The sequence below is a fragment of the uncultured Shewanella sp. genome (genome assembly GCF_947501225.1).
Classification (GTDB): domain Bacteria; phylum Pseudomonadota; class Gammaproteobacteria; order Enterobacterales; family Shewanellaceae; genus Shewanella.
Genome location: NZ_CANMUW010000008.1, coordinates 111,597 through 129,864, shown reverse-complemented (window position 1 = coordinate 129,864; position 18,268 = coordinate 111,597). Strand labels below are relative to the sequence as shown.

Here is an 18,268-nt window from a genome sequence, read left to right as displayed (position 1 = left end):
TCAGATAAGCAAAATGAGTATGCCCTACTCATTCGGCCTAAGCTTAAAACGTGAGAGAAACTGAGATAATCTTCCAGTTGACCTGACTCTGAGCAGCAACAAAATGCTGAACAGCACTATATATATGCCAGGCTCTATCACCTCAGATTTCACCGACCAGTAGAAGTGAATTGGAGTCAGTATGGCAAGCAGGTAGACCAGATTGTGTAGCTGCTGCCATCGTTTACCCATCCTACGTTTTATTGACTTCAATGAAGTTACGGACAGCGCAATCAAAATGAGATAGCCGATCATACCGATCACGATATAGGGCCGCTTAACCAGCTCCTGCAAAAATAGTGACCATTCAAACAGCAGGTCCAGGCTGACGAACGCCGCGATATGTAAAGAGGCGTAGGCAAAAACATACAACCCCAACAACCTGCGGGTCTGAATTAACAACCCCTGTTTAAACTTGCGCGCCAAGGGAGACACCATGAGTAAGGCAGCCAGGGTATTTAAAGCCCCCATCCCGGTGTAATGAATAATGAACTGCACAGGATCACCGCCTGCAGCGTTATCCAGGACAAGTAAGACCAGGTATACAATCGGCGCCATGGCGACAATGTGGATCACCGTCTTTAATAAAAACAGGTGTTTTGCTGTCAATCGCATTCATTACTCCGGAATATGATGAAAAATGGCTCCTCTCCAACCCTATTACGGCGCGACACACCACAGGTGTAAGGAGATCCTGGTCTTGGATTCAGAAATTGGTCTTGAGATCCATCCCCCTGTACAGCTCGGATACCTGCTCGGCATAACCGTTGAAGAGTTGTGTTTTAATTCTCTTAGCAGAAAACAGTCCCCCCTCACCAATTCGCCGCTCGGTGGCCTGGGACCAGCGGGGATGATCGACCTCGGGGTTCACATTGGCATAGAAGCCATATTCGTGTGAGGCTAACTGATTCCAGCTCGTCGGCGGTTGCCTGTCCATGACGCGGATCCTCACTATCGATTTTATGCTTTTGAAGCCATACTTCCATGGCACGACCAGACGTATCGGCGCTCCGTTCTGCGGCGGTAAGGTTTTCCCGTATAAGCCTACCGACAGAAATGACAGCTCATTCATCGCCTCTGCGATGGTCAGGCCTTCGACATAGGGATAATGGATCCCTCCCCCCATCAAACGGCTTTTCTGACCCGGCATCTGCTCGGGGTCGAACAGGGTCTCGAACGCGACATGAGTGGCCTTACTGGTCACCCCTGCCCGCTTGAGTAATGCGGCTAACGGGAAGCCAACCCAGGGGATCACCATGGACCAGGCCTCAACACAGCGTAATCTATAGGTACGCTCCTCCAGGGGGATCAGCTTAGTCAGATCATCGAGATCTAACGTCAACGGACGTTCCACCTCCCCCTCAATCACCAGGGTCCAGGGATCGACCTTAAAACCTTGCGCATTCTCAGCAGGATCTTGCTTACTTGTCCCGAACTCATAGAAATTATTATGTGTTGTCACCTTCTCCAAGGGCGTAGGTATCCCGGTAGCAGAAAACTGCGGATTTGTGGTATAGGTCAGCGGCGAGGTGATAAATGCAGACTCTGGCTTTTTTTCACCGAACAGGTCAAATATTCCGGCCTGAACATGACCCGGAATACTGGCCCCTATGGCGCCCAACCCCAGCGCTTTAATGATATTGCGGCGATCATCGAACACAGACTCAGGTGTGATCTCTGCTCCCTTGCATTTATCCCATGATGATTTCTTATGGATATACATGTAGCGTCCCTTTAACTCTTCTTCCAACATTAGACCGTCACTGAGCGTGATCTATTTCACATTAATCCTCTCCCTGGCACTGAGTGTAGAGAAAACAGACAGGTGTTGCCCGTTTCGATATAAGCCGGGCTCTTGAGTCACAGCTCTCCGGTCTGTTGTTTAACATTCATAATCGATTAAGAGTTATTCATTTACGTCGATGACACTTGAAGATAGCGACTTCCCATGAGAATCTAACATTCTCTTTTGATCATCAAGACCGCGGCCTTCCTCCTATGCCTATAGACATTGCGCTTACTCTTCCCCAAATTATCGTTTTAGCGGCAGTTTCTTTCCTGTCTGTTTTAATCGGAGCACTGCTGAATCAGAAACTCACCAGGCGCAGATGGCAGAGTGTCAGAGAGGAGCTCGTCGGGCAACACCAACAAGCGATGGACGAGTTACAGGAGTCGTTAAAAAGCAGTGAGACACTGCTGTCGGACAAAGATCTGCAGATAGAGCAGTTTCAATATAAGTTGGAGCAAAATCTGGCGGCTCTGGGCAAGGCCGAGGCTGCGGCCGAACGAGTCCCAAAATTAGAGACACAATTTAGCGAATGCCAGCGAAAATTGATGGAGACTCAGCTGGCCCTGTCAAAATCGAATGCGATGCAGCAGACTCTGACCGTTAAGCATAATACTGAGCAAGCGGCACTCGAGGATAAAATCCATGTTCTGCAGGATGCCGAGAGCCGACTTAAGACCCAGTTTGAAAATTTAGCCAATAAAATTTTCGAAGAGAGAAGTGAAAAGCTGCAGCATCAGAACACTCACCAGCTCGATAGTGTGCTCGCCCCATTTAAACAGCAGTTGGAGGGCTTCAGAAAGCAGGTTCACGAATCTTATACCAACGAACAATCACAGCGTAGCGCATTCAACCATCAACTCGAATCTCTCAAGGCGCTCAATCTGCAGATGAGTCAGGATGCGGTAAACCTGACAAACGCCCTCAAAGGGGATAACAAACAACAGGGCAACTGGGGAGAGGTCATTCTCGAACGTGTATTGCAGGAGAGTGGGTTACGTGAGGGGCATGAATATGAGACTCAGAGCGATCTTAAAAATGATGACGGTAAACGATTTAAGCCCGATGTCATCGTTCATCTGCCCGAGAATAAAGATGTCGTTATAGATGCCAAGATGTCTCTGGTTGCCTATGAGCGTTACTTCAACAGCGATGATGAAACTGTTCGGGCTCAGGCTCTGAAAGATCACGTACTTTCGGTCAGAGGACATATCAAAGGGCTGAGTCAGAAGGATTATCAAAAGCTACATGGCTTAACCAGCCTGGACTATGTCCTGATGTTTATTCCCCTTGAGCCGGCATTCCTGCTTGCACTCGAACATGATCCCAGCCTGGTCAACTATGCATTAGAGCAGAATATCATGCTGGTGAGTCCGACCAACCTCCTGGTTGCATTACGGACCATAAACAACATCTGGCGTTATGAATATCAAAACCAAAACGCACAGCAGATCGCCAAACAAGCGGGTAAAATATACGATAAGCTGTGCGGCTATATCGACGATATGGAAAAGCTGGGCAGAGCATTGGAGGGGGCGGAAAAAACCTATGCCAGCGCCATGAACAAACTATCGAGCGGTAAAGGAAATCTGGTAAAGCAGGCGCATCAGATGCGAAAACTCGGAGTCGATACCAGTAAGCAGCTCGATCCTCAGCTGCTCGAGAAGGCACTTGCTGATTACCATGTCGATGAAAAGAAGTTGAATTAAGCTGAATTTATCCGATCTGCAAACCCGGTAAACCAGATACGCCTGCCAGTTGACAACGTGCAGGCGTACATAGGGATATTAAACCTATCCTGTCTATGAGGAATAATCAAAATGCATAAGCGGTTAATTGGCATTTTAAGAAACAGCTATCCGTCTATATCTACAACCCTCATGCTGTTCGCTGCTGTTTCTCTCTCCTGGGCGGCTCATGCCGGCAAGTATACCGAAGATCAACAGAGGTATTTAGATGCCCGGGAAGCATTGGATAAAAGAGATACCAAGAGCTATAAACAACTGAGGAGCCAACTGGACGATTACCCTCTGGCCGTCTACCTGGACTTTCACGCCAAAATTAATTCGATATTGACTCTTAGCGGTGAACCAGCACTTAAAGAGCTGTCCCAGTTTAAAAATACCCCTCTATATAACACTGCAAGATTTCGATACCTGAAGCGAGCGGGCTCACGCAAACAGTGGCAGGATTTCTTAGCCATCAGCCCAGGTAGACCCAATAATGTAGCCCTACAGTGTTATTTCTACCGCGCTCAACTCTCACAAGGCAATACGCAGGCGGCATTTAAGGGAGCCAAATCCCTCTGGTTACACGGAAAATCACGCCCCGATGAGTGCGATCCCCTATTCAAGGCATGGGAGAAGGCCGGTCACCGTTCGCAGGAGTTGATATGGTCCAGGATGTTGCTCAGCTTTAATGCCAACCAATACGGGCTGTTGAAATACCTGTCGAAGAAGGTGACATCTCACCAGGCTGAAGCTAAAAGACTACTGAAGGTGTACCGGGATCCCAGAAGTTTAAGGCACACCAAAAAGTTTAAAGGGTTGGCCAAGATCAACGCCGACATCGTCGATTCCGGCTTGAGAAAGTTAGCGAGAAAAGATCTTAACCAAGCCATAAAGCTCTATGTTACCTACCAAAAGGCTGACAGATTCAGCGACTATCAAGGGCGTAAACTCAGCCGCTATCTGATTAAGCGGGCCATCATAAAGCAGGAGACAAAACTTAAGGGGTTCGTTGACTCTATGCTTCCCCTGCTGGACAGTGATGACCTTATTGAGGCCAGACTCAGGTGGGCGCTGCGCGAAAATGATAGTGAATCGGTAGCACATTTCCTCCCCATGCTCACCGAACAGAAAAGAGCGAACCCCAGATGGCTCTATTGGAAGTCCAGAGTCACTGATGACGGTGAAGACAGTGAGTCAACTCAGCTTACGGAACTGAGTAAACTACGTAACTTCTACGGTTTTAGCGCCGCCAGTGAGATAGAAACTCAGTTTTCCTTAGCCCATAAAGACACGATAAGTGATGCGGCTCTACGGGTGAGACTCGAAGACGATCCTGGCTTGAGCCGCGTCATAGAGCTTCTTGCCATAGATAAAACTATCGATGCCCGCTCAGAGTGGATTCAGATGTTAAACCGTCACAGCAAAGCGATGCAAAAAGAGTATGCAACACTTGCACTCGAAAAAGGCTGGCACGCTCTGGGGGTACAAGCCAGCATACAAGGCCAGCTTTGGAATGATATGACGTTGAGGTTCCCCTACGCCGCCGATGAGGCCTTTATCGAGGCGAGCAAGAAGCAAAGCGTCAACATAGATGAGCTCAGAGCGATAGCCCGAAGAGAGAGTGCTTTTTATCCCTATGCAACCTCCGGCGTCGGTGCACGAGGCCTGATGCAGTTGATGCCTGCCACCGCTAAGGAAACCGCCCGTAAAGAGGGTCTCAAATACAAAGGGCAGCGCAGCCTCTATCTCAGCGAAACCAATATTCGTCTGGGAAGCGCCTACTATGCCGGCTTACTCAAACAGTTTGACGATAATCGGGTTCTCGCCACCGCCGCCTATAACGCAGGGCCCCACAGGGTCAAACGCTGGCTGAAACAGACAGATGGTAAATTGGATGTCATGTCATTTATAGAGTCGATCCCCTTCACCGAAACCCGCGAGTATGTACAGGCGGTACTCAGTTATCGGGTGATCTATCAGGTCAAACAGGGCAAAACGGCTGAGCTGTTTTCGGCCGATGAGTTAAATTTCAGATACTGAATTAGCTTAGGTTCTGCCATCATTCCACTTTACGGCGTGTACTCTTCTCCCCCCAAAACAAACACTGTGTCGTTGGCTCTCTTGCCAGCGACCCAAGCCAGGCTGTATTTTGTCGAAAAAGAAACCAATTGAACGGTTACCAATGTAAAGATTTTAGACTCGCACACGATAATGTGAATAATTACTATTTACATCGAATTAACGTCGGTTACTGCAAATACTCATATGATTGCACTAGATTCACTTTACCTCAGCGCCGAGTATCAACCTCTTATCGATACCACTGATCTACATGTTTATGGCTATGAAGCGCTCTCCAGATTTCGTGACAGGCTGGGGGAAACGACTCCGCCAAACCTGATTTTCGAACAACTTCACAGTCAAACCTCTCTACTCGCCAACATCGAATTCAAGGCTAAACAGTTTCAAATTGAACACGCCGATAACTCTCGCCCCCTGTTCCTCAATTTAGATCCCCATGCAATAGAGAACAACAGTGAGAGTATGGTGGAGCTATTATCGAGCCGTAACGACCTCACCGTTGAGATTATCGAAAATACCTGCATCAACGATGCCCGGCTCTCGACACAACTCGTCTCCCGTCTCAAGGACAAACAGATAGAAGTTGCCCTCGACGATATAGGCGCGCCCCACTCTATGCTCTCTTTGGAACTGTTAAGCCAGGTCCACGTATTAAAGTTCGATATTCAATGGCTTAACGGCTCCATCAATCCCGAGCAGAGACATCTTATGAATGCACTGATACAGTTTGCGAAAGACAGCGGTAAAAAAACTGTACTTGAGGGCGTAGAGAACCGTGAGCAACTCGGGCTGGCCCAAAGACTCGGTGTAGATCTGGTACAAGGGTTTCTATTTAAGCCGGAATTTCAATATGCCGAGCAGAGTGTAAAACTGACCTGAAATTCCTTCCTCTAAGTTAAGTTTGCAACAAGGTAGTGCAGAACCAACTTTAGCTAAGCCTCGAGGCTGCAGGGCTTAAACTGGATCAATGGTGCTTTTTATCGCATAGTGTTATTAAACGCCGGGACTGCAAAGGGAATTCAATGACACAGAGCAATATCACAGAGATCTTAACTCAGCTCGGACGGGTTCTGTTAGGTAAACCCGAACAGATCAAATTAGCACTCACCTGCCTGTTAGCCAGAGGGCACCTGCTGATCGAAGATCTTCCCGGCATGGGGAAAACCAGCCTGTCACACGGCATTGCTCAGAGTCTGGGGCTGAGTTATCAACGCATTCAGTTCACCAGTGATATGCTTCCGGCAGATATTTTAGGCGTATCTATCTTCGATAAAGAGCAGTCTCAGTTTGTCTTTCACCCCGGTCCCATCTTCAAGCAGATGATCCTGGCGGATGAGATCAACCGGGCAAGCCCAAAGACGCAGAGCGCCCTGCTTGAAGCCATGGCCGAGCATCAAATTACCGTCGATGGGATCACGCATCCACTCCCAAGCCCCTTCTTCGTTATTGCGACTCAAAATCCCAGTGAACAGTCGGGGACATTCCCACTGCCGGAATCCCAACTGGACCGTTTCATGATGCGACTGTCCATTGGTTATCCCAGCGCCGAAGCCGAGATAGCCATGTTAAAGGGCCATGATCAATCTCCACAAGTGAAATCATTACCCCAATGCATAACTCAACTGGAGCTCAGCCAACTGCAGCAGGAAGTTGAAAAAGTCAGTGCATCCGATGCCCTGCTGGGTTACATCCTGGCCCTGGTTGATCTCTCCCGTTCACAAAGTGAAGGTTTTGGTCTCTCCCCCCGTGCCAGTAAAGCCCTGCTGCAGGCCGCAAAGGCCTGGGCCTTTATTCACAAACGCAGCTATCTTGTTCCCGAAGATGTACAAGCCGTGTTTTCCTCGGTCGCCGAACACCGTATTCGCAGTAGCAGCCAACAGCAAGGAGAAGCCCTATCCCAGAAGATCCTCAGCAGCGTCAACCCTATCCTTTGACTCTACGATGAACAAACGTAGCGCAAGACGACACAGACTCAACCTCTGGTGGGCTCAATGGCTCAACAGACGCCTGCCCCCTGCCACACAAGTTACCCTTGCTCATAAGAGTATCTTCATACTTCCGACGGGTTTTGGTTTGTTCTGGATCCTTTTGGTGCTGATCCTATTTATCTTCGGAACCAACTATCAGAATAATCTGGTCATCGGCTTAAGCATACTGTTACTCAGCCTGTTTAACACCTGCATCATCTACAGCTATCGTAATCTCGCCGGGCTAACAATCACAGCTTCTGCTTCACCACAAGCCTATGCCGGCGAAACCATAGTGTTCCCGGTCACCCTCTCCTCTGTTCAACACCAGTATGAGGTTCTGCTCAACTATCCCGATAACCCGATTCAGATAGTAAAAACCGTCGAGGAGGAGCCCACACAGGCGCTGCTGCCATTTGACAACCTTGAGCGCGGCCGTGTTTCACCGGGCCGGATAAAGCTCGAATCGAGATACCCTCTCGGACTATGCCGGGCCTGGTCACATGTAAACCTTGATAATCCACACATAGTCTTTGCCAGGCCTTTACCCTCTCAGTCACAACTCAAATCTTTAGATGCAGATAACGAACATCTCATCGATGACAGAGGCAGCCATGTCCCCGGGGTCGATGAGTTTAAGGGGCTCAAACAACATATTCCGGGTGAATCATTGAAACAGGTCGCCTGGAAACAGCTTGCACAGGGACGGGGTATGCTTAGTAAAGAGTTCCAGCAGCCTCAGGGGAAACCCCACTGGCTGGTCATAGAAGATCTTAAAGCAAGCGAGCTTGAAAAACAGATTAGCGAATTGACCTGGACAATCGACAAGATGAGTGAGCGGGGAGAGGCATTCGGCCTGGTCATCGGCCGCAGGAAAATTGCCCCCTCTGTGGGTGACTCCCACCGGGTACACTGCCTTCAACAGCTGGCCTTGATCCCAGCTGTCGATGGGGAGAGCTCATGAGTCAAACCAGCCAGCAAGAGATCATCTCCCGGCACAGCCTGCTATGGCTGCTTATCGTCAATATTGCCGTTCTCGCCCCCCTGTACGATAAATTCACCCCCTGGACCCTGGCCATTTGTGGCATCTGCCTTGTCTGGCGCTTTGGTATCTTTGTCGGCAAGGTGGCTAAGCCCCCCAGGTACCTTGTCACCGGCCTGGCCATAGCATCAGCCATCACGTTGGCTCTGGTCACCTCAGAGATAGGGATATTAAACGGGCTCATCAACCTGCTCATCTTAGGTTATGCCCTTAAATACATCGAGATGAGAAACAGGCGTGACGTGAGAACGGTAGTACTTGTGGGTTACTTCCTTATCGCCATCACCTTCATAGACCAGCAATCTATCTTCTATGCCATCAACCTCACCTTTGTCGCCGGGATAAATACTTGTGTCTTGGTCAGCCTCTACAGAGAAGATGTGAAGTTAAAAGAGACCGCCCGCATATGCTTTAAACTGCTGTTTCAGAGCCTGCCGCTGGCCGCGCTGCTCTTTCTTGTACTGCCAAGACTCCCGCCGCTTTGGTTGGTGCCACAGCAGAAGTCAACAGAAACCGGCTTATCCGATGAGGTCAGTTTCGGTGACATTACCGAGCTGACCCGCTCGGCGGAATTGGCCTTCAGGGCAGACTTTACACAATCCCCCCCCGGTAACCATCAACTGTACTGGCGAGCCCTGGTGATGGAGGATTACGACGGGCGGCGCTGGACCCAGAACAAGAGTATCGATGATATCGAAGAAAACACGCCATTTCGGACGCCAAAAAGGGTCAGGCCCGAAGGTCAATCGATACAGTATTCGGTGATAGCCGAACCCAGCAATCAGCACTGGCTCTTTGGTCTGGATACGGCGTTCAGCAGTGATAGCGGTATCATCAACCTACCTGACTATCGCCTCTATTCGGTGAGAAGTCTGGATCAGAAGTTTCAATACCGGGTCGAATCCTATCCGGATTATACTATGGACAGTAGGCTAGATGACGAGGTCAGGCAGCTTAACTTACAACTCCCCGATGGAATTAACCCCAGAACCTTTGACCTGGCAAAGGCATTTGAGACACGCTTCCCCGAGCCTGAAACGAGACTCAATGCCATGATGAAGTACTTCACCGAGCAACCCTACTTCTATACCCTCACCCCGCCGCAGGTCGGTCCCCAGCAGATAGATGACTTTCTGTTCGAAAACAAAGCGGGTTTCTGTGTACATTACGCCAGCGCTTTCGCATTTATGGCCAGGGCTTCAGGCCTTCCGGCACGCTTAGTCACCGGTTATCAGGGAGGGGAGATAAACCAAAATGCAGGATACCTCAGTATCTATCAATATATGGCTCACGCATGGACAGAGGTCTGGTTAGAGGATAAGGGCTGGGTAAGGTTTGACCCTACGGCCATGATCGCCCCCCAGCGGGTATTACAGGGATTTGACTCCTATTTTCAGGCACAGGACAGCTACCTGTTAGACAGCCCCTTCAGCCCATTGCGGCTAAGGGAGTTTCCACTTCTCAACGAATTAAGGCTGACACTTGCAAGTATTGATTTTTATTGGAGTGTCTGGGTTCTTGGTTTCGACACCAACAAACAAAGGCAGGTGCTGCAAAAGTTACTGGGAGAGGTGACCCAGAAAAAAGTTGCCATCTTCGTGTTGCTGAGTATCGCTCTTATCGGCCTCGCTATCGCCTACAGCGCCGGCTTGATCCACTTTAGCCGTGGCAAGGACAGGATCAGCTCAACCTACCTGAGAATATGCCGCTTACTGGAGAAAAAAGGACTCATACGTGACACAAGACAGGGGCCCATAGATTACTCTCAAACGGTACAGCAGAACTTTCCCGCCATCGCCGACGATTTCGCCCTGTTTACCAAATACTATGTGGCACTGAAATATCAACCTCTGTCGGCAAACGGAAGAAAACAGACGGTAAAACTATTTTTACAACAGTCGAGAAAGTTGAAGCTAAAAATAATCAATGGCAAAAAGGCTTAAAAAGATCAAAAAATATGAAACATCGACCAAATAACTACCCAGTAATAAGTAGATTATTTCAAGGGGTATTTTTTTATCCTCTTTAGGTGCACCACAAATAGGCTCAACCAAAACAAAACACTCAAATTTAAATACTGGTCAGATAGATATATGAAATGGAGGGAAATAACTAAAGTCATTGCTAGTTTTGAGTCGAATTAACACAAAATTGATTCCATATCAGCCCTGCTCCAAGCCGTTACTAGCTGACTAAACCCGACAAACACCTACCCCATTTAGGGTAGTAAAAAACAACAAAACAGCAACAAGCAGGCCTACCAAGCACACAAACCAGCACCCAAACGAGACCGGGATCACAGACCAAGCGTGATTAATGTCAGATATCGTCAAAATAGAGCACATTCGTCATACATTCGCCACATCCTTGATGCAAATCAACAAACGCCTGTGTAATTAGCGCAAACTATCACCAGTTACAAAAAAATAAAATAATTAACATTTATACAAAGAGAGAATGAAATTTCTTCGTAATAACTTGATGGAGTTAATTAAATGTCTAACGAAGGGAAAATGAATCTGCTCAATTTTGCAGATCCGAAAATTAAAACACTTCATGTAACCTGGTTCGCTTTTTTCTTAACGTTTGTCGTCTGGTTCAGTCATGCTCCTCTGCTGGTTTTTATTAAAGAGGCGTTTGACCTGACTGCTGCACAAGTTAAGGCTTTGCTGATTCTTAACGTTGCCTTGACCATTCCTGCACGAATTATTGTAGGTATCTTAGTCGACAAATATGGTCCCAGAATTATCTACTCCGGATTGCTGATCTCCTCATCCGTTGTCTGCATGGGCTTTGCAATGGCCAACAGCTTCGAACAGCTTGCCCTGTTCAGATTCCTCCTCGGTTTTGTCGGTGCCGGCTTTGTGATCGGTATTCGCCTCGTGGGTGAATGGTTCCCGGCAAAGCAGGTCGGTATCGCCGAGGGTATCTACGGTGGCTGGGGTAACTTCGGCTCTGCAGCTGCAGCAATGTCACTACCGACAATCGCCTATGCTTTCGGCGGCGATGATGGATGGAGATACGCACTGGGGCTAACGGGTATCATTGCGGGCCTCTATGGCTTCTTCTTCTACACCATGGCGCGTAACACACCTAAAGGCTCAACTTACTTCAAACCCAAAAAGTCCGGCGGACTTGAGGTGACCAGCAAGAAAGACTTTTACTTCTACCTATTGATGAACATCCCTATGTACCTTGCTCTGGGAGTGCTCGCCTGGAAGCTATCTCCATCGGGTGTGAGTCTGTTTACCACCGAAGTCATGTATCTGATGTGGTTTGGCTTGGTTATCCTGTTTTTCATTCAGGTCAACTCTATCTGGCGTGTTAATAAAGACAACCTGACTAAAGGTGTCGCCGATATCGATAAGTATCAATTTAAACAAGTTGCCATCTTAGATGTCGCTTACTTCGTTACCTTCGGTTCTGAGCTAGCCGTTGTCTCTATGCTTCCTCTTTTCTTCCTGGAGACCTTCGAGGGACTAGACCCGGTTAAAGCCGGTCTGCTCGCTTCAGGTTTCGCCTTCATGAATCTGGTCGCGCGTCCTACCGGCGGCTGGTTCAGTGATAAGTTTGGTCGCCGTAAGAGCCTGATGATCTTCATCGGTGGCCTTGCCATAGGTTACTCAATATTGAGTCAGGTTGACGGAAGCTGGTTTATCCCGCTGGCAGTTATTGCAACCATGTGCTGCTCATTCTTCGTTCAAGCGGGTGAAGGGGCGGTGTTTGCAATCGTCCCTCTGGTGAAGCGCCGTATGACGGGGCAGATAGCGGGGATGGCAGGTGCATATGGTAACGTAGGTGCGGTAACTTACCTGACCGTGCTCTCATTCGTCGATTACAGCACCTTCTTCATGGTCATCGCGGCATCGGCTGCACTTATCTTCTTTGCCGTTATGTTCCTCAATGAACCAAAGGGTCATATGGCTGAGGTAAATGAAGATGGTACCGTTGAGCTCATCGATGTTAACTAATCTCAATCGAGATTGGAATGAGCGGTTGATTACTGGTATGTTTTTCTATCTAAACATCTATTAATAAAAGATATTTATTATGACAAAATCCAATCGTCTAAGCATGAATCTGGCAAGCCATAGCGAAAAAGGTTTAAAGGATATTAATGAAGATGCGGTTGGATTTTATGTTCCTGCGGAAGATAGATTACTAGAGGGCAAAGGGATCACACTCGCCGTCGCCGATGGTGTCAGCAGTGCGGAAGCGGGTAAGGATGCGAGTGAAACAGCTGTAAAGCGCTTCATCGATGACTACTACCCCACCCCGGATACCTGGTCAGTAAAACATGCCGGACAAAAGTTACTCTCAAACATCAATATCACCCTCTTTAAACGCAGCCATGAATTTGCTAACGAAGAGAAAGGTTATCTGACTACCTTCACCGGACTGGTGGTAAAGTCCCGCACCTGCCATCTGTTTCATGTGGGAGACAGCAGGGCCTACCTGTTCCGCGATAATGAGCTCAAGCAGCTGACCAGAGACCATATAGCCAGTATCGCCACCGGGCGGAGCTTCCTGGCTCGTGCTGTAGGTATGGATAACTGCCTGCAGATAGATTACAGCAGCCTGGATCTGCAAGATAACGACCTCCTGCTTGCGACCTCAGATGGGATCCATGACTTTGTCGAGCAGGATATGCTTATCGAAACCCTTGCATTAGACGTCTCAGAGCAGGAGAAGATCGATCTGCTTGCCAAATACGCATTCGACAATGGCAGTGACGATAATATCAGCGGGGTCATTGCTCAGGTCAAAACACTTCCTAACGAGAGCCTCAATGATTACAACACTAAGTTACTACGTTTACCCTTCCCGCCCCCCCTGGATCCGGGCGTCAAACTCGACGGCTATAAGGTGATCAAAGAGCTCTTTGCCAGCAGCCGCAGTCAACTCTACCTGGTGGAAGATATGGAAACCGGTGAGCAGATGGTGATGAAGACGCCGTCTGTCACCTATGAGGAGGATACCGGCTATATCGATAGGTTTATACAGGAGGAGTGGATAGGCAAACGTATCACCAGCGAGTACGTCGTTAAGATTATCGAGCAAAAAAGACCGAGAACCTGCTTATATTATCTGATGGAGTATGTACACGGCGTATCTATGGATAAGTGGATGAAACAAAACCACTTTCCCAAGCCGAAAGTGGCAATCTCCATCGTTGAGAAGATTGCAAAAGGGTTGGCCGCGTTTCATAACACTGAAACCATACATCAGGATCTGAAACCTGCCAATATCTTAATCGACGGGCAAAACAACATAAAGATTGTCGACTTTGGATCGGTATTTGTTGCCGGCCTTGCCGAAATTTTTATCCCCCTGGAGCACGAAGGCGTGCTTGGAACCGCTACCTACTCTGATCCCAAGTATCTGCTCGGTCAAAATACGGGGATCCAGGGCGACCTGTATGCGCTGGCCACCATCACCTATGAGCTGTTTTGCGGCAAATTGCCCTACGGCGAGAAGATAGAGGAGTGCCAAACCGCATTCGAATATGACAGGCTGCGCTATATACCTGCTAACGAAGTTAATCCGATTATCCCTTTGTGGTTCGACAGAACTTTACAGCGGGGTGTAGCGTTCGATCTTGAGGAGCGCTATGAAAGTATCGATGAATTCCTGACGGATTTAAAAAATCCAAATCCTGTTTATCTGCGCGATGATCCCAAGGTCACAAAAAACAGGAGCCAGGTGCTATTTTGGCAATTGTTATCCGGTTTTTGGATCTTGATGCTGATATTAGTCGTCGCAATGTTTAAGCAGGGGTAAGCGGCTCTGTCCGTTAAGCGACAGTTAAATATATGTGTCTGATTAGCGAGCTTCCAATGCCTGTTCAGATTAAGAACCAGGTCAGATTGGGAACTTCTATCTGGCTGAAACAATAATATAAAGTGAGAATTACATGATAAAAATGTTTAAAGAACTTCTCAAGATGACGAAGGAGCAATCGGCCCCTCAACGCCTGATGTTTCTTTTTGCCAACGCAGAATCAACCAATCCCAAGAAGAGTAAGAAACACCAGAGGGGAACCATATCCCCGGTGATGTGTGTAGATAAACTTCCATCAGAGCTCACGACCTTCGACGCCCTGGTCAAAGAGGCTGACTCTATAGCCAAACAGTGGAACTTTGTCTTTATTGCCAGCCTCAGTGGCGAAGACGGTGTTGCACCAACATCGGATGAAGCCGAGCCATTTCTTAACAAGATGGCCAACGATATCGAGACAGGTAACGGCATAGGCAGGTACGTCATCTTTGACCGTGATGAGAACCCAATAGAGTTGAAAGCTAACGCTTAAAGCAGCATTTAGTTATAATAGGCATGGTCAGCCGGTAATCGCCGCCCTCCTTTGTGACGGCGGCAAATTTGTTGCCAACAGCCGATACCCACAGCCTAACTAAATGAGAGTTATAGAGAGTGAACTTACCTCACGTGGATCCCCGATTTGAAACCTGATACGACCCAGGCCATGTATATCCTCATAGAACAGATCAAACAGGCGCTGCCTTTTGGTATGCCTGAGCATGAGATCTGTGCGGGCGTATGCGTAGGTTGCCCGAAAAAGCTGATGGAGTACATCAGCTCAGAGGTCGAATATTGGGAGTGCAAACTGGAAAATCACGAAAAACCCAGTTTACTGGATCTCTCTGATCTGGCAAGAATCGGCACTAAGGTACACCGCTCCATGAAGAAAAATAAGCTGATCTGATCCCTGCGGTATTTGAAAACTCCCAGCCCCTGTAGCAAGCCGGTGAGCCGACGGCGGTAACTGGTGGCTATAGAAACCATGAACCCGGCTACTATTTTGATGTCATGCCGGTATTTTTTAACGCCATAATATTACTCTCGATAGCCGTGACCATAGGCACATTCAGAGAGAAGCCCCCTTCGTCATCAACAGAGCCAAGGATAGAGGCTATCGGAATCACTCTATCAATAACCAAGCCCCTCTCCGACATTTTCAACTCATCAACGCAAGAAGCGGCATTTCTGCCGCTTCTTCATCAAATCTACAGTGACTGGCAACTTCCAGCTCTGAAGGTTCGCTTCATCTGCTATTGGACATATATGTTCTCATCTGCAAATTTAACTTCTACCCCCTCAACGTCTGCCATCTCCACCAGCCCATGGATATAGGCCTGAATAGCCAGATGTGATGCACGGTGAACCAGATAACCACGCACCTTATCGTAAACCATCTCGTACTCCAGAGGCTTGCCATCTATCTTGCGGGCAATATTGACCACATGGAAGCCATAGCGTGATTCGATAGGCTTAGGCGCTAAACCTTGTGGTAGCAGCATCAGTTGTTTTTCAAATTCAGGCACAGTCTGCCCGTTGCTGATCTGTCCCAGCGAACCGCCGGTATCTTTAGAGGGGCAAGCCGAGTGATGTTTAGCCAGTTCTGCAAACAAAGAGGGATCCTTTTGCAGGCGGGAGATGATATCTAATGCATCTGTCTTAGCATCGTCTCTGCCATCGATATCATCTTTGGCTGCGGCTAACAGAATATGATCAACCTCCATAAGCGGCATAGTGGTAAACTTTTCCCGGTTATTATCAAAGTAGCGCTTACAATCCTCCTCTTTAGGGTCATCATAACTCACCTGAGTCTCCAGCAGTTGCTGCACACCGGCCTCTTCATTGTCACCGGTTACATCGAAGCCGTGCTTTTGAGCCTGTTCAATCAACAGCTGCCTGATCACTAAGGTCTGGCCGGCTTGCTGAACAACCAGATCAAAGTTACTGTTCGCGTGATACTGAAGCTCGTTAGCGAGATCGGTCTCTTCAATCGTTACACCATTTACTCTGATAACCGGTAAAGCTTCCTTAGATGGTGTCGTTGGGGTACTTGTGCCACATGAACTCATAATTACTACTCTTTTAATTATTGGCCATAGAGCCAAAAGGTTAACTTTATTGGCTCTATTAGCGGTTTACACCTGATTTAATTTTGACAGAGATATATCTTCAAAAGCTAACTCACATCGGCCGTTATGGCATCGACTATTTAGCTGAGTTTTATCTGAACATTAAAGCGCAATACAGATATCCATTTCAGTTTTTACTAACGATTGAAATCAGACTCCTTAATCTCAATCGTTAATCTAAACGCCTGTTGAAACCCGATATAAGCGGACAGGCACTCCTGTCCGCTGACTATATCAGCTGCTATCGGCCATAGATTAACGCTGACGAACTATCTGATAATTCCTTGCAAAATACTTCACCGGCACACTGATAACATGAACCAGACGAGTAAACGGGAATATCATGATCAGGGTTAACCCCACCAGGATATGTAACTTGTAGATGATGTTTACCGGCTCGATGGCGGCAGCCGCCTGCACACCCTGAAGGGTTGCGATACTCTGGGTCCAGGTACCCAGTAACACCATCACAGAACCATCGAGATGGCCCATAGATACCACAACGGTTAATAGGCCCAGGATCACCTGAATGAGTAACATATAGAGCACGACAAGATCAGAACGCCTGGTGTTGGCCTTCACGCGATCATTGTTCATGCGACGTTTAATCAACATCACAAGACCAACTAAGCATACGACCCCAAAGAATCCACCACTGACCATCGCCAATAACTGCTTGTTAGGCGTTGAGATGAAATGATGATAGATCGACTCAGGCGTTAACAATCCCACAAAGTGACCAGCCAGGATGAAGATCACCCCGATATGAAACAGGTTACTCGCCAGGCGGAACCCTTTCTTATCCATCAACTGACTCGAATCGGCTTTCCAGCTATAGGGTTCACGGTCATAGCGAACCCAGCAACCGACAAAGAATACAGTTAGTGCAATGAAGGGGTAGATCCCAAATAGTAAAAAATTTAAATATGACATAGTTTTCTCCTTACAATCCCGCCACTTCTGCGGCATCGGCGTCATGCCACTTGATTGGTACTTGATGAACGGTGTTTGGATCTAATGATTTTTGCGAGTTGTGCATTCCCGCACTCGAACACTGCCCACCCACGGGATCATCAAAACGGATCTCTTTATCTTCCCACTCTTTATCTATGGCTTCGACGGTATCATCACGCTCCTCCTTGCTGACAGCTTCAGCAATTTGTGCGCGATCTACATCGGCGCCCGAGACTTCGATAAGTGAATCCAAGAGCACGTTGTAGTAGCATTTCCGGTCGATCAATCGCTCAGACAACATGGTCAGGATATGACTGATATCTCCCAGCCACTCCAGAATAAATTCCGGTGATTGCTCACTCAGAAACTCAAGATAGAGCGGGATATAATCCGGCAGTTGAGATGAATCGACCTCGAAGCCATTGGATTTATAGACGTTCATCAGGTCAACCATCGCCTGACCACGATCACGGGACTCACCGTGAACGTGTTCAAACAAGAGCAGAGAGAGCGCACGCCCCCGGTCAAACAAGAGGTCATAGCTCTCCTGAGCGTCATATAGATCCCGCCCGGTCAGTTGGCGGATAAAATCCACCAACTGCTCGCGGCCCTGAGGGCTGAGTTCATCAGACTGATTCACTACGTCAACTATCTCGTCAACTGCGCTAAAAAGCTCGGCGGTCGGATAATCCAATAAACGTGAAACAACTTTAAGGATAAGCACA

16 protein-coding genes are annotated in these 18,268 nt (G+C 48.1%); 10 read left to right on the top strand and 6 right to left on the bottom strand.

Going from position 1 to position 18,268, the window contains the following annotated elements; translation table 11 throughout:
- Positions 1-24: 24 nt before the first annotated feature.
- Positions 25-654: a protein-methionine-sulfoxide reductase heme-binding subunit MsrQ gene (msrQ, locus tag Q1B47_RS13230; RefSeq protein ID WP_299794462.1), complete on the bottom strand. Its 630-nt coding sequence runs from the start codon at positions 652-654 to the stop codon at positions 25-27.
- 91 nt (positions 655-745) lie between these two features.
- Positions 746-1,762 carry a protein-methionine-sulfoxide reductase catalytic subunit MsrP gene (gene msrP / locus Q1B47_RS13225; RefSeq protein WP_299794623.1) on the bottom strand — a complete coding sequence of 339 codons (1,017 nt, stop codon included), beginning with the start codon at positions 1,760-1,762 and terminating at the stop codon, positions 746-748.
- A 275-nt stretch (positions 1,763-2,037) separates the two neighbouring features.
- Here msrP and rmuC point away from each other — a divergent pair, with 275 nt between their 5' ends.
- The 10 genes from rmuC (at position 2,038) to Q1B47_RS13175 (ending at position 15,367) form a co-directional block, all read left to right on the top strand.
- A complete protein-coding gene (gene rmuC, locus Q1B47_RS13220; RefSeq protein WP_299794459.1) occupies positions 2,038-3,534 on the top strand; it encodes a DNA recombination protein RmuC in 1,497 nt (498 codons plus the stop codon).
- Positions 3,535-3,645: 111 nt separating this feature from the next.
- Positions 3,646-5,595 carry a transglycosylase SLT domain-containing protein gene (locus tag Q1B47_RS13215; protein WP_299794456.1) on the top strand — a complete coding sequence of 650 codons (1,950 nt, stop codon included), beginning with the start codon at positions 3,646-3,648 and terminating at the stop codon, positions 5,593-5,595.
- A gap of 225 nt (positions 5,596-5,820) precedes the next feature.
- Positions 5,821-6,516: an EAL domain-containing protein gene (locus Q1B47_RS13210; RefSeq protein ID WP_299794453.1), complete on the top strand. Its 696-nt coding sequence runs from the start codon at positions 5,821-5,823 to the stop codon at positions 6,514-6,516.
- Positions 6,517-6,659: 143 nt separating this feature from the next.
- The gene (locus Q1B47_RS13205) at positions 6,660-7,571 is read left to right on the top strand and encodes a MoxR family ATPase (RefSeq protein WP_299794450.1); all 912 of its coding nucleotides are present in this window, start codon (positions 6,660-6,662) and stop codon (positions 7,569-7,571) included.
- Positions 7,572-7,578: 7 nt separating this feature from the next.
- The gene (locus Q1B47_RS13200; protein WP_299794447.1) at positions 7,579-8,568 is read left to right on the top strand and encodes a DUF58 domain-containing protein; all 990 of its coding nucleotides are present in this window, start codon (positions 7,579-7,581) and stop codon (positions 8,566-8,568) included.
- On the top strand, positions 8,565-10,589 hold the full coding sequence (locus Q1B47_RS13195) for a DUF3488 and transglutaminase-like domain-containing protein (RefSeq protein ID WP_299794444.1): 2,025 nt from the start codon (positions 8,565-8,567) through the stop codon (positions 10,587-10,589). Before Q1B47_RS13200 ends, Q1B47_RS13195 begins: the two co-directional genes overlap by 4 nt.
- 552 nt (positions 10,590-11,141) lie before the next feature.
- Positions 11,142-12,617 (top strand): NarK family nitrate/nitrite MFS transporter, encoded by a 1,476-nt coding sequence (locus Q1B47_RS13190; protein WP_299794440.1) that lies wholly within the window; start codon positions 11,142-11,144, stop codon positions 12,615-12,617.
- Positions 12,618-12,696: 79 nt separating this feature from the next.
- Positions 12,697-14,427 carry a bifunctional protein-serine/threonine kinase/phosphatase gene (locus Q1B47_RS13185; RefSeq protein ID WP_299794437.1) on the top strand — a complete coding sequence of 577 codons (1,731 nt, stop codon included), beginning with the start codon at positions 12,697-12,699 and terminating at the stop codon, positions 14,425-14,427.
- A 133-nt stretch (positions 14,428-14,560) separates the two neighbouring features.
- Entirely contained in the window at positions 14,561-14,956 is a 396-nt protein-coding gene (locus tag Q1B47_RS13180; RefSeq protein WP_299794434.1) for a ribonucleotide reductase subunit alpha, read from the top strand.
- 147 nt (positions 14,957-15,103) lie between these two features.
- Entirely contained in the window at positions 15,104-15,367 is a 264-nt protein-coding gene (locus Q1B47_RS13175; RefSeq protein ID WP_299794432.1) for a hypothetical protein, read from the top strand.
- 91 nt (positions 15,368-15,458) lie between these two features.
- Here Q1B47_RS13175 and Q1B47_RS13170 read toward each other — a convergent pair whose 3' ends face one another.
- From Q1B47_RS13170 to narJ, 4 genes are all read right to left on the bottom strand, one after another.
- A complete protein-coding gene (locus tag Q1B47_RS13170) occupies positions 15,459-15,602 on the bottom strand; it encodes a hypothetical protein (RefSeq protein ID WP_299794428.1) in 144 nt (47 codons plus the stop codon).
- A 111-nt stretch (positions 15,603-15,713) separates the two neighbouring features.
- Positions 15,714-16,529 (bottom strand): peptidylprolyl isomerase, encoded by an 816-nt coding sequence (locus Q1B47_RS13165; RefSeq protein ID WP_299794425.1) that lies wholly within the window; start codon positions 16,527-16,529, stop codon positions 15,714-15,716.
- 315 nt (positions 16,530-16,844) lie between these two features.
- The gene (gene narI, locus Q1B47_RS13160; protein WP_299794422.1) at positions 16,845-17,522 is read right to left on the bottom strand and encodes a respiratory nitrate reductase subunit gamma; all 678 of its coding nucleotides are present in this window, start codon (positions 17,520-17,522) and stop codon (positions 16,845-16,847) included.
- 10 nt (positions 17,523-17,532) lie between these two features.
- Positions 17,533-18,267 (bottom strand): nitrate reductase molybdenum cofactor assembly chaperone, encoded by a 735-nt coding sequence (gene narJ / locus Q1B47_RS13155; RefSeq protein WP_299794419.1) that lies wholly within the window; start codon positions 18,265-18,267, stop codon positions 17,533-17,535.
- Position 18,268 lies beyond the last annotated feature (1 nt).

Bases quoted from the DNA above. Each gene is read 5' to 3' on its own strand.
- msrQ (WP_299794462.1), bottom strand. From the start codon at position 654: ATGCGATTGACAGCAAAACACCTGTTTTTATTAAAGACGGTGATCCAC.
- msrP (WP_299794623.1), bottom strand. From the start codon at position 1,762: ATGTATATCCATAAGAAATCATCATGGGATAAATGCAAGGGAGCAGAG.
- rmuC (WP_299794459.1), top strand. From the start codon at position 2,038: ATGCCTATAGACATTGCGCTTACTCTTCCCCAAATTATCGTTTTAGCG.
- Q1B47_RS13215 (WP_299794456.1), top strand. From the start codon at position 3,646: ATGCATAAGCGGTTAATTGGCATTTTAAGAAACAGCTATCCGTCTATA.
- Q1B47_RS13210 (WP_299794453.1), top strand. From the start codon at position 5,821: ATGATTGCACTAGATTCACTTTACCTCAGCGCCGAGTATCAACCTCTT.
- Q1B47_RS13205 (WP_299794450.1), top strand. From the start codon at position 6,660: ATGACACAGAGCAATATCACAGAGATCTTAACTCAGCTCGGACGGGTT.
- Q1B47_RS13200 (WP_299794447.1), top strand. From the start codon at position 7,579: ATGAACAAACGTAGCGCAAGACGACACAGACTCAACCTCTGGTGGGCT.
- Q1B47_RS13195 (WP_299794444.1), top strand. From the start codon at position 8,565: ATGAGTCAAACCAGCCAGCAAGAGATCATCTCCCGGCACAGCCTGCTA.
- Q1B47_RS13190 (WP_299794440.1), top strand. From the start codon at position 11,142: ATGTCTAACGAAGGGAAAATGAATCTGCTCAATTTTGCAGATCCGAAA.
- Q1B47_RS13185 (WP_299794437.1), top strand. From the start codon at position 12,697: ATGACAAAATCCAATCGTCTAAGCATGAATCTGGCAAGCCATAGCGAA.
- Q1B47_RS13180 (WP_299794434.1), top strand. From the start codon at position 14,561: ATGATAAAAATGTTTAAAGAACTTCTCAAGATGACGAAGGAGCAATCG.
- Q1B47_RS13165 (WP_299794425.1), bottom strand. From the start codon at position 16,529: ATGAGTTCATGTGGCACAAGTACCCCAACGACACCATCTAAGGAAGCT.
- narI (WP_299794422.1), bottom strand. From the start codon at position 17,522: ATGTCATATTTAAATTTTTTACTATTTGGGATCTACCCCTTCATTGCA.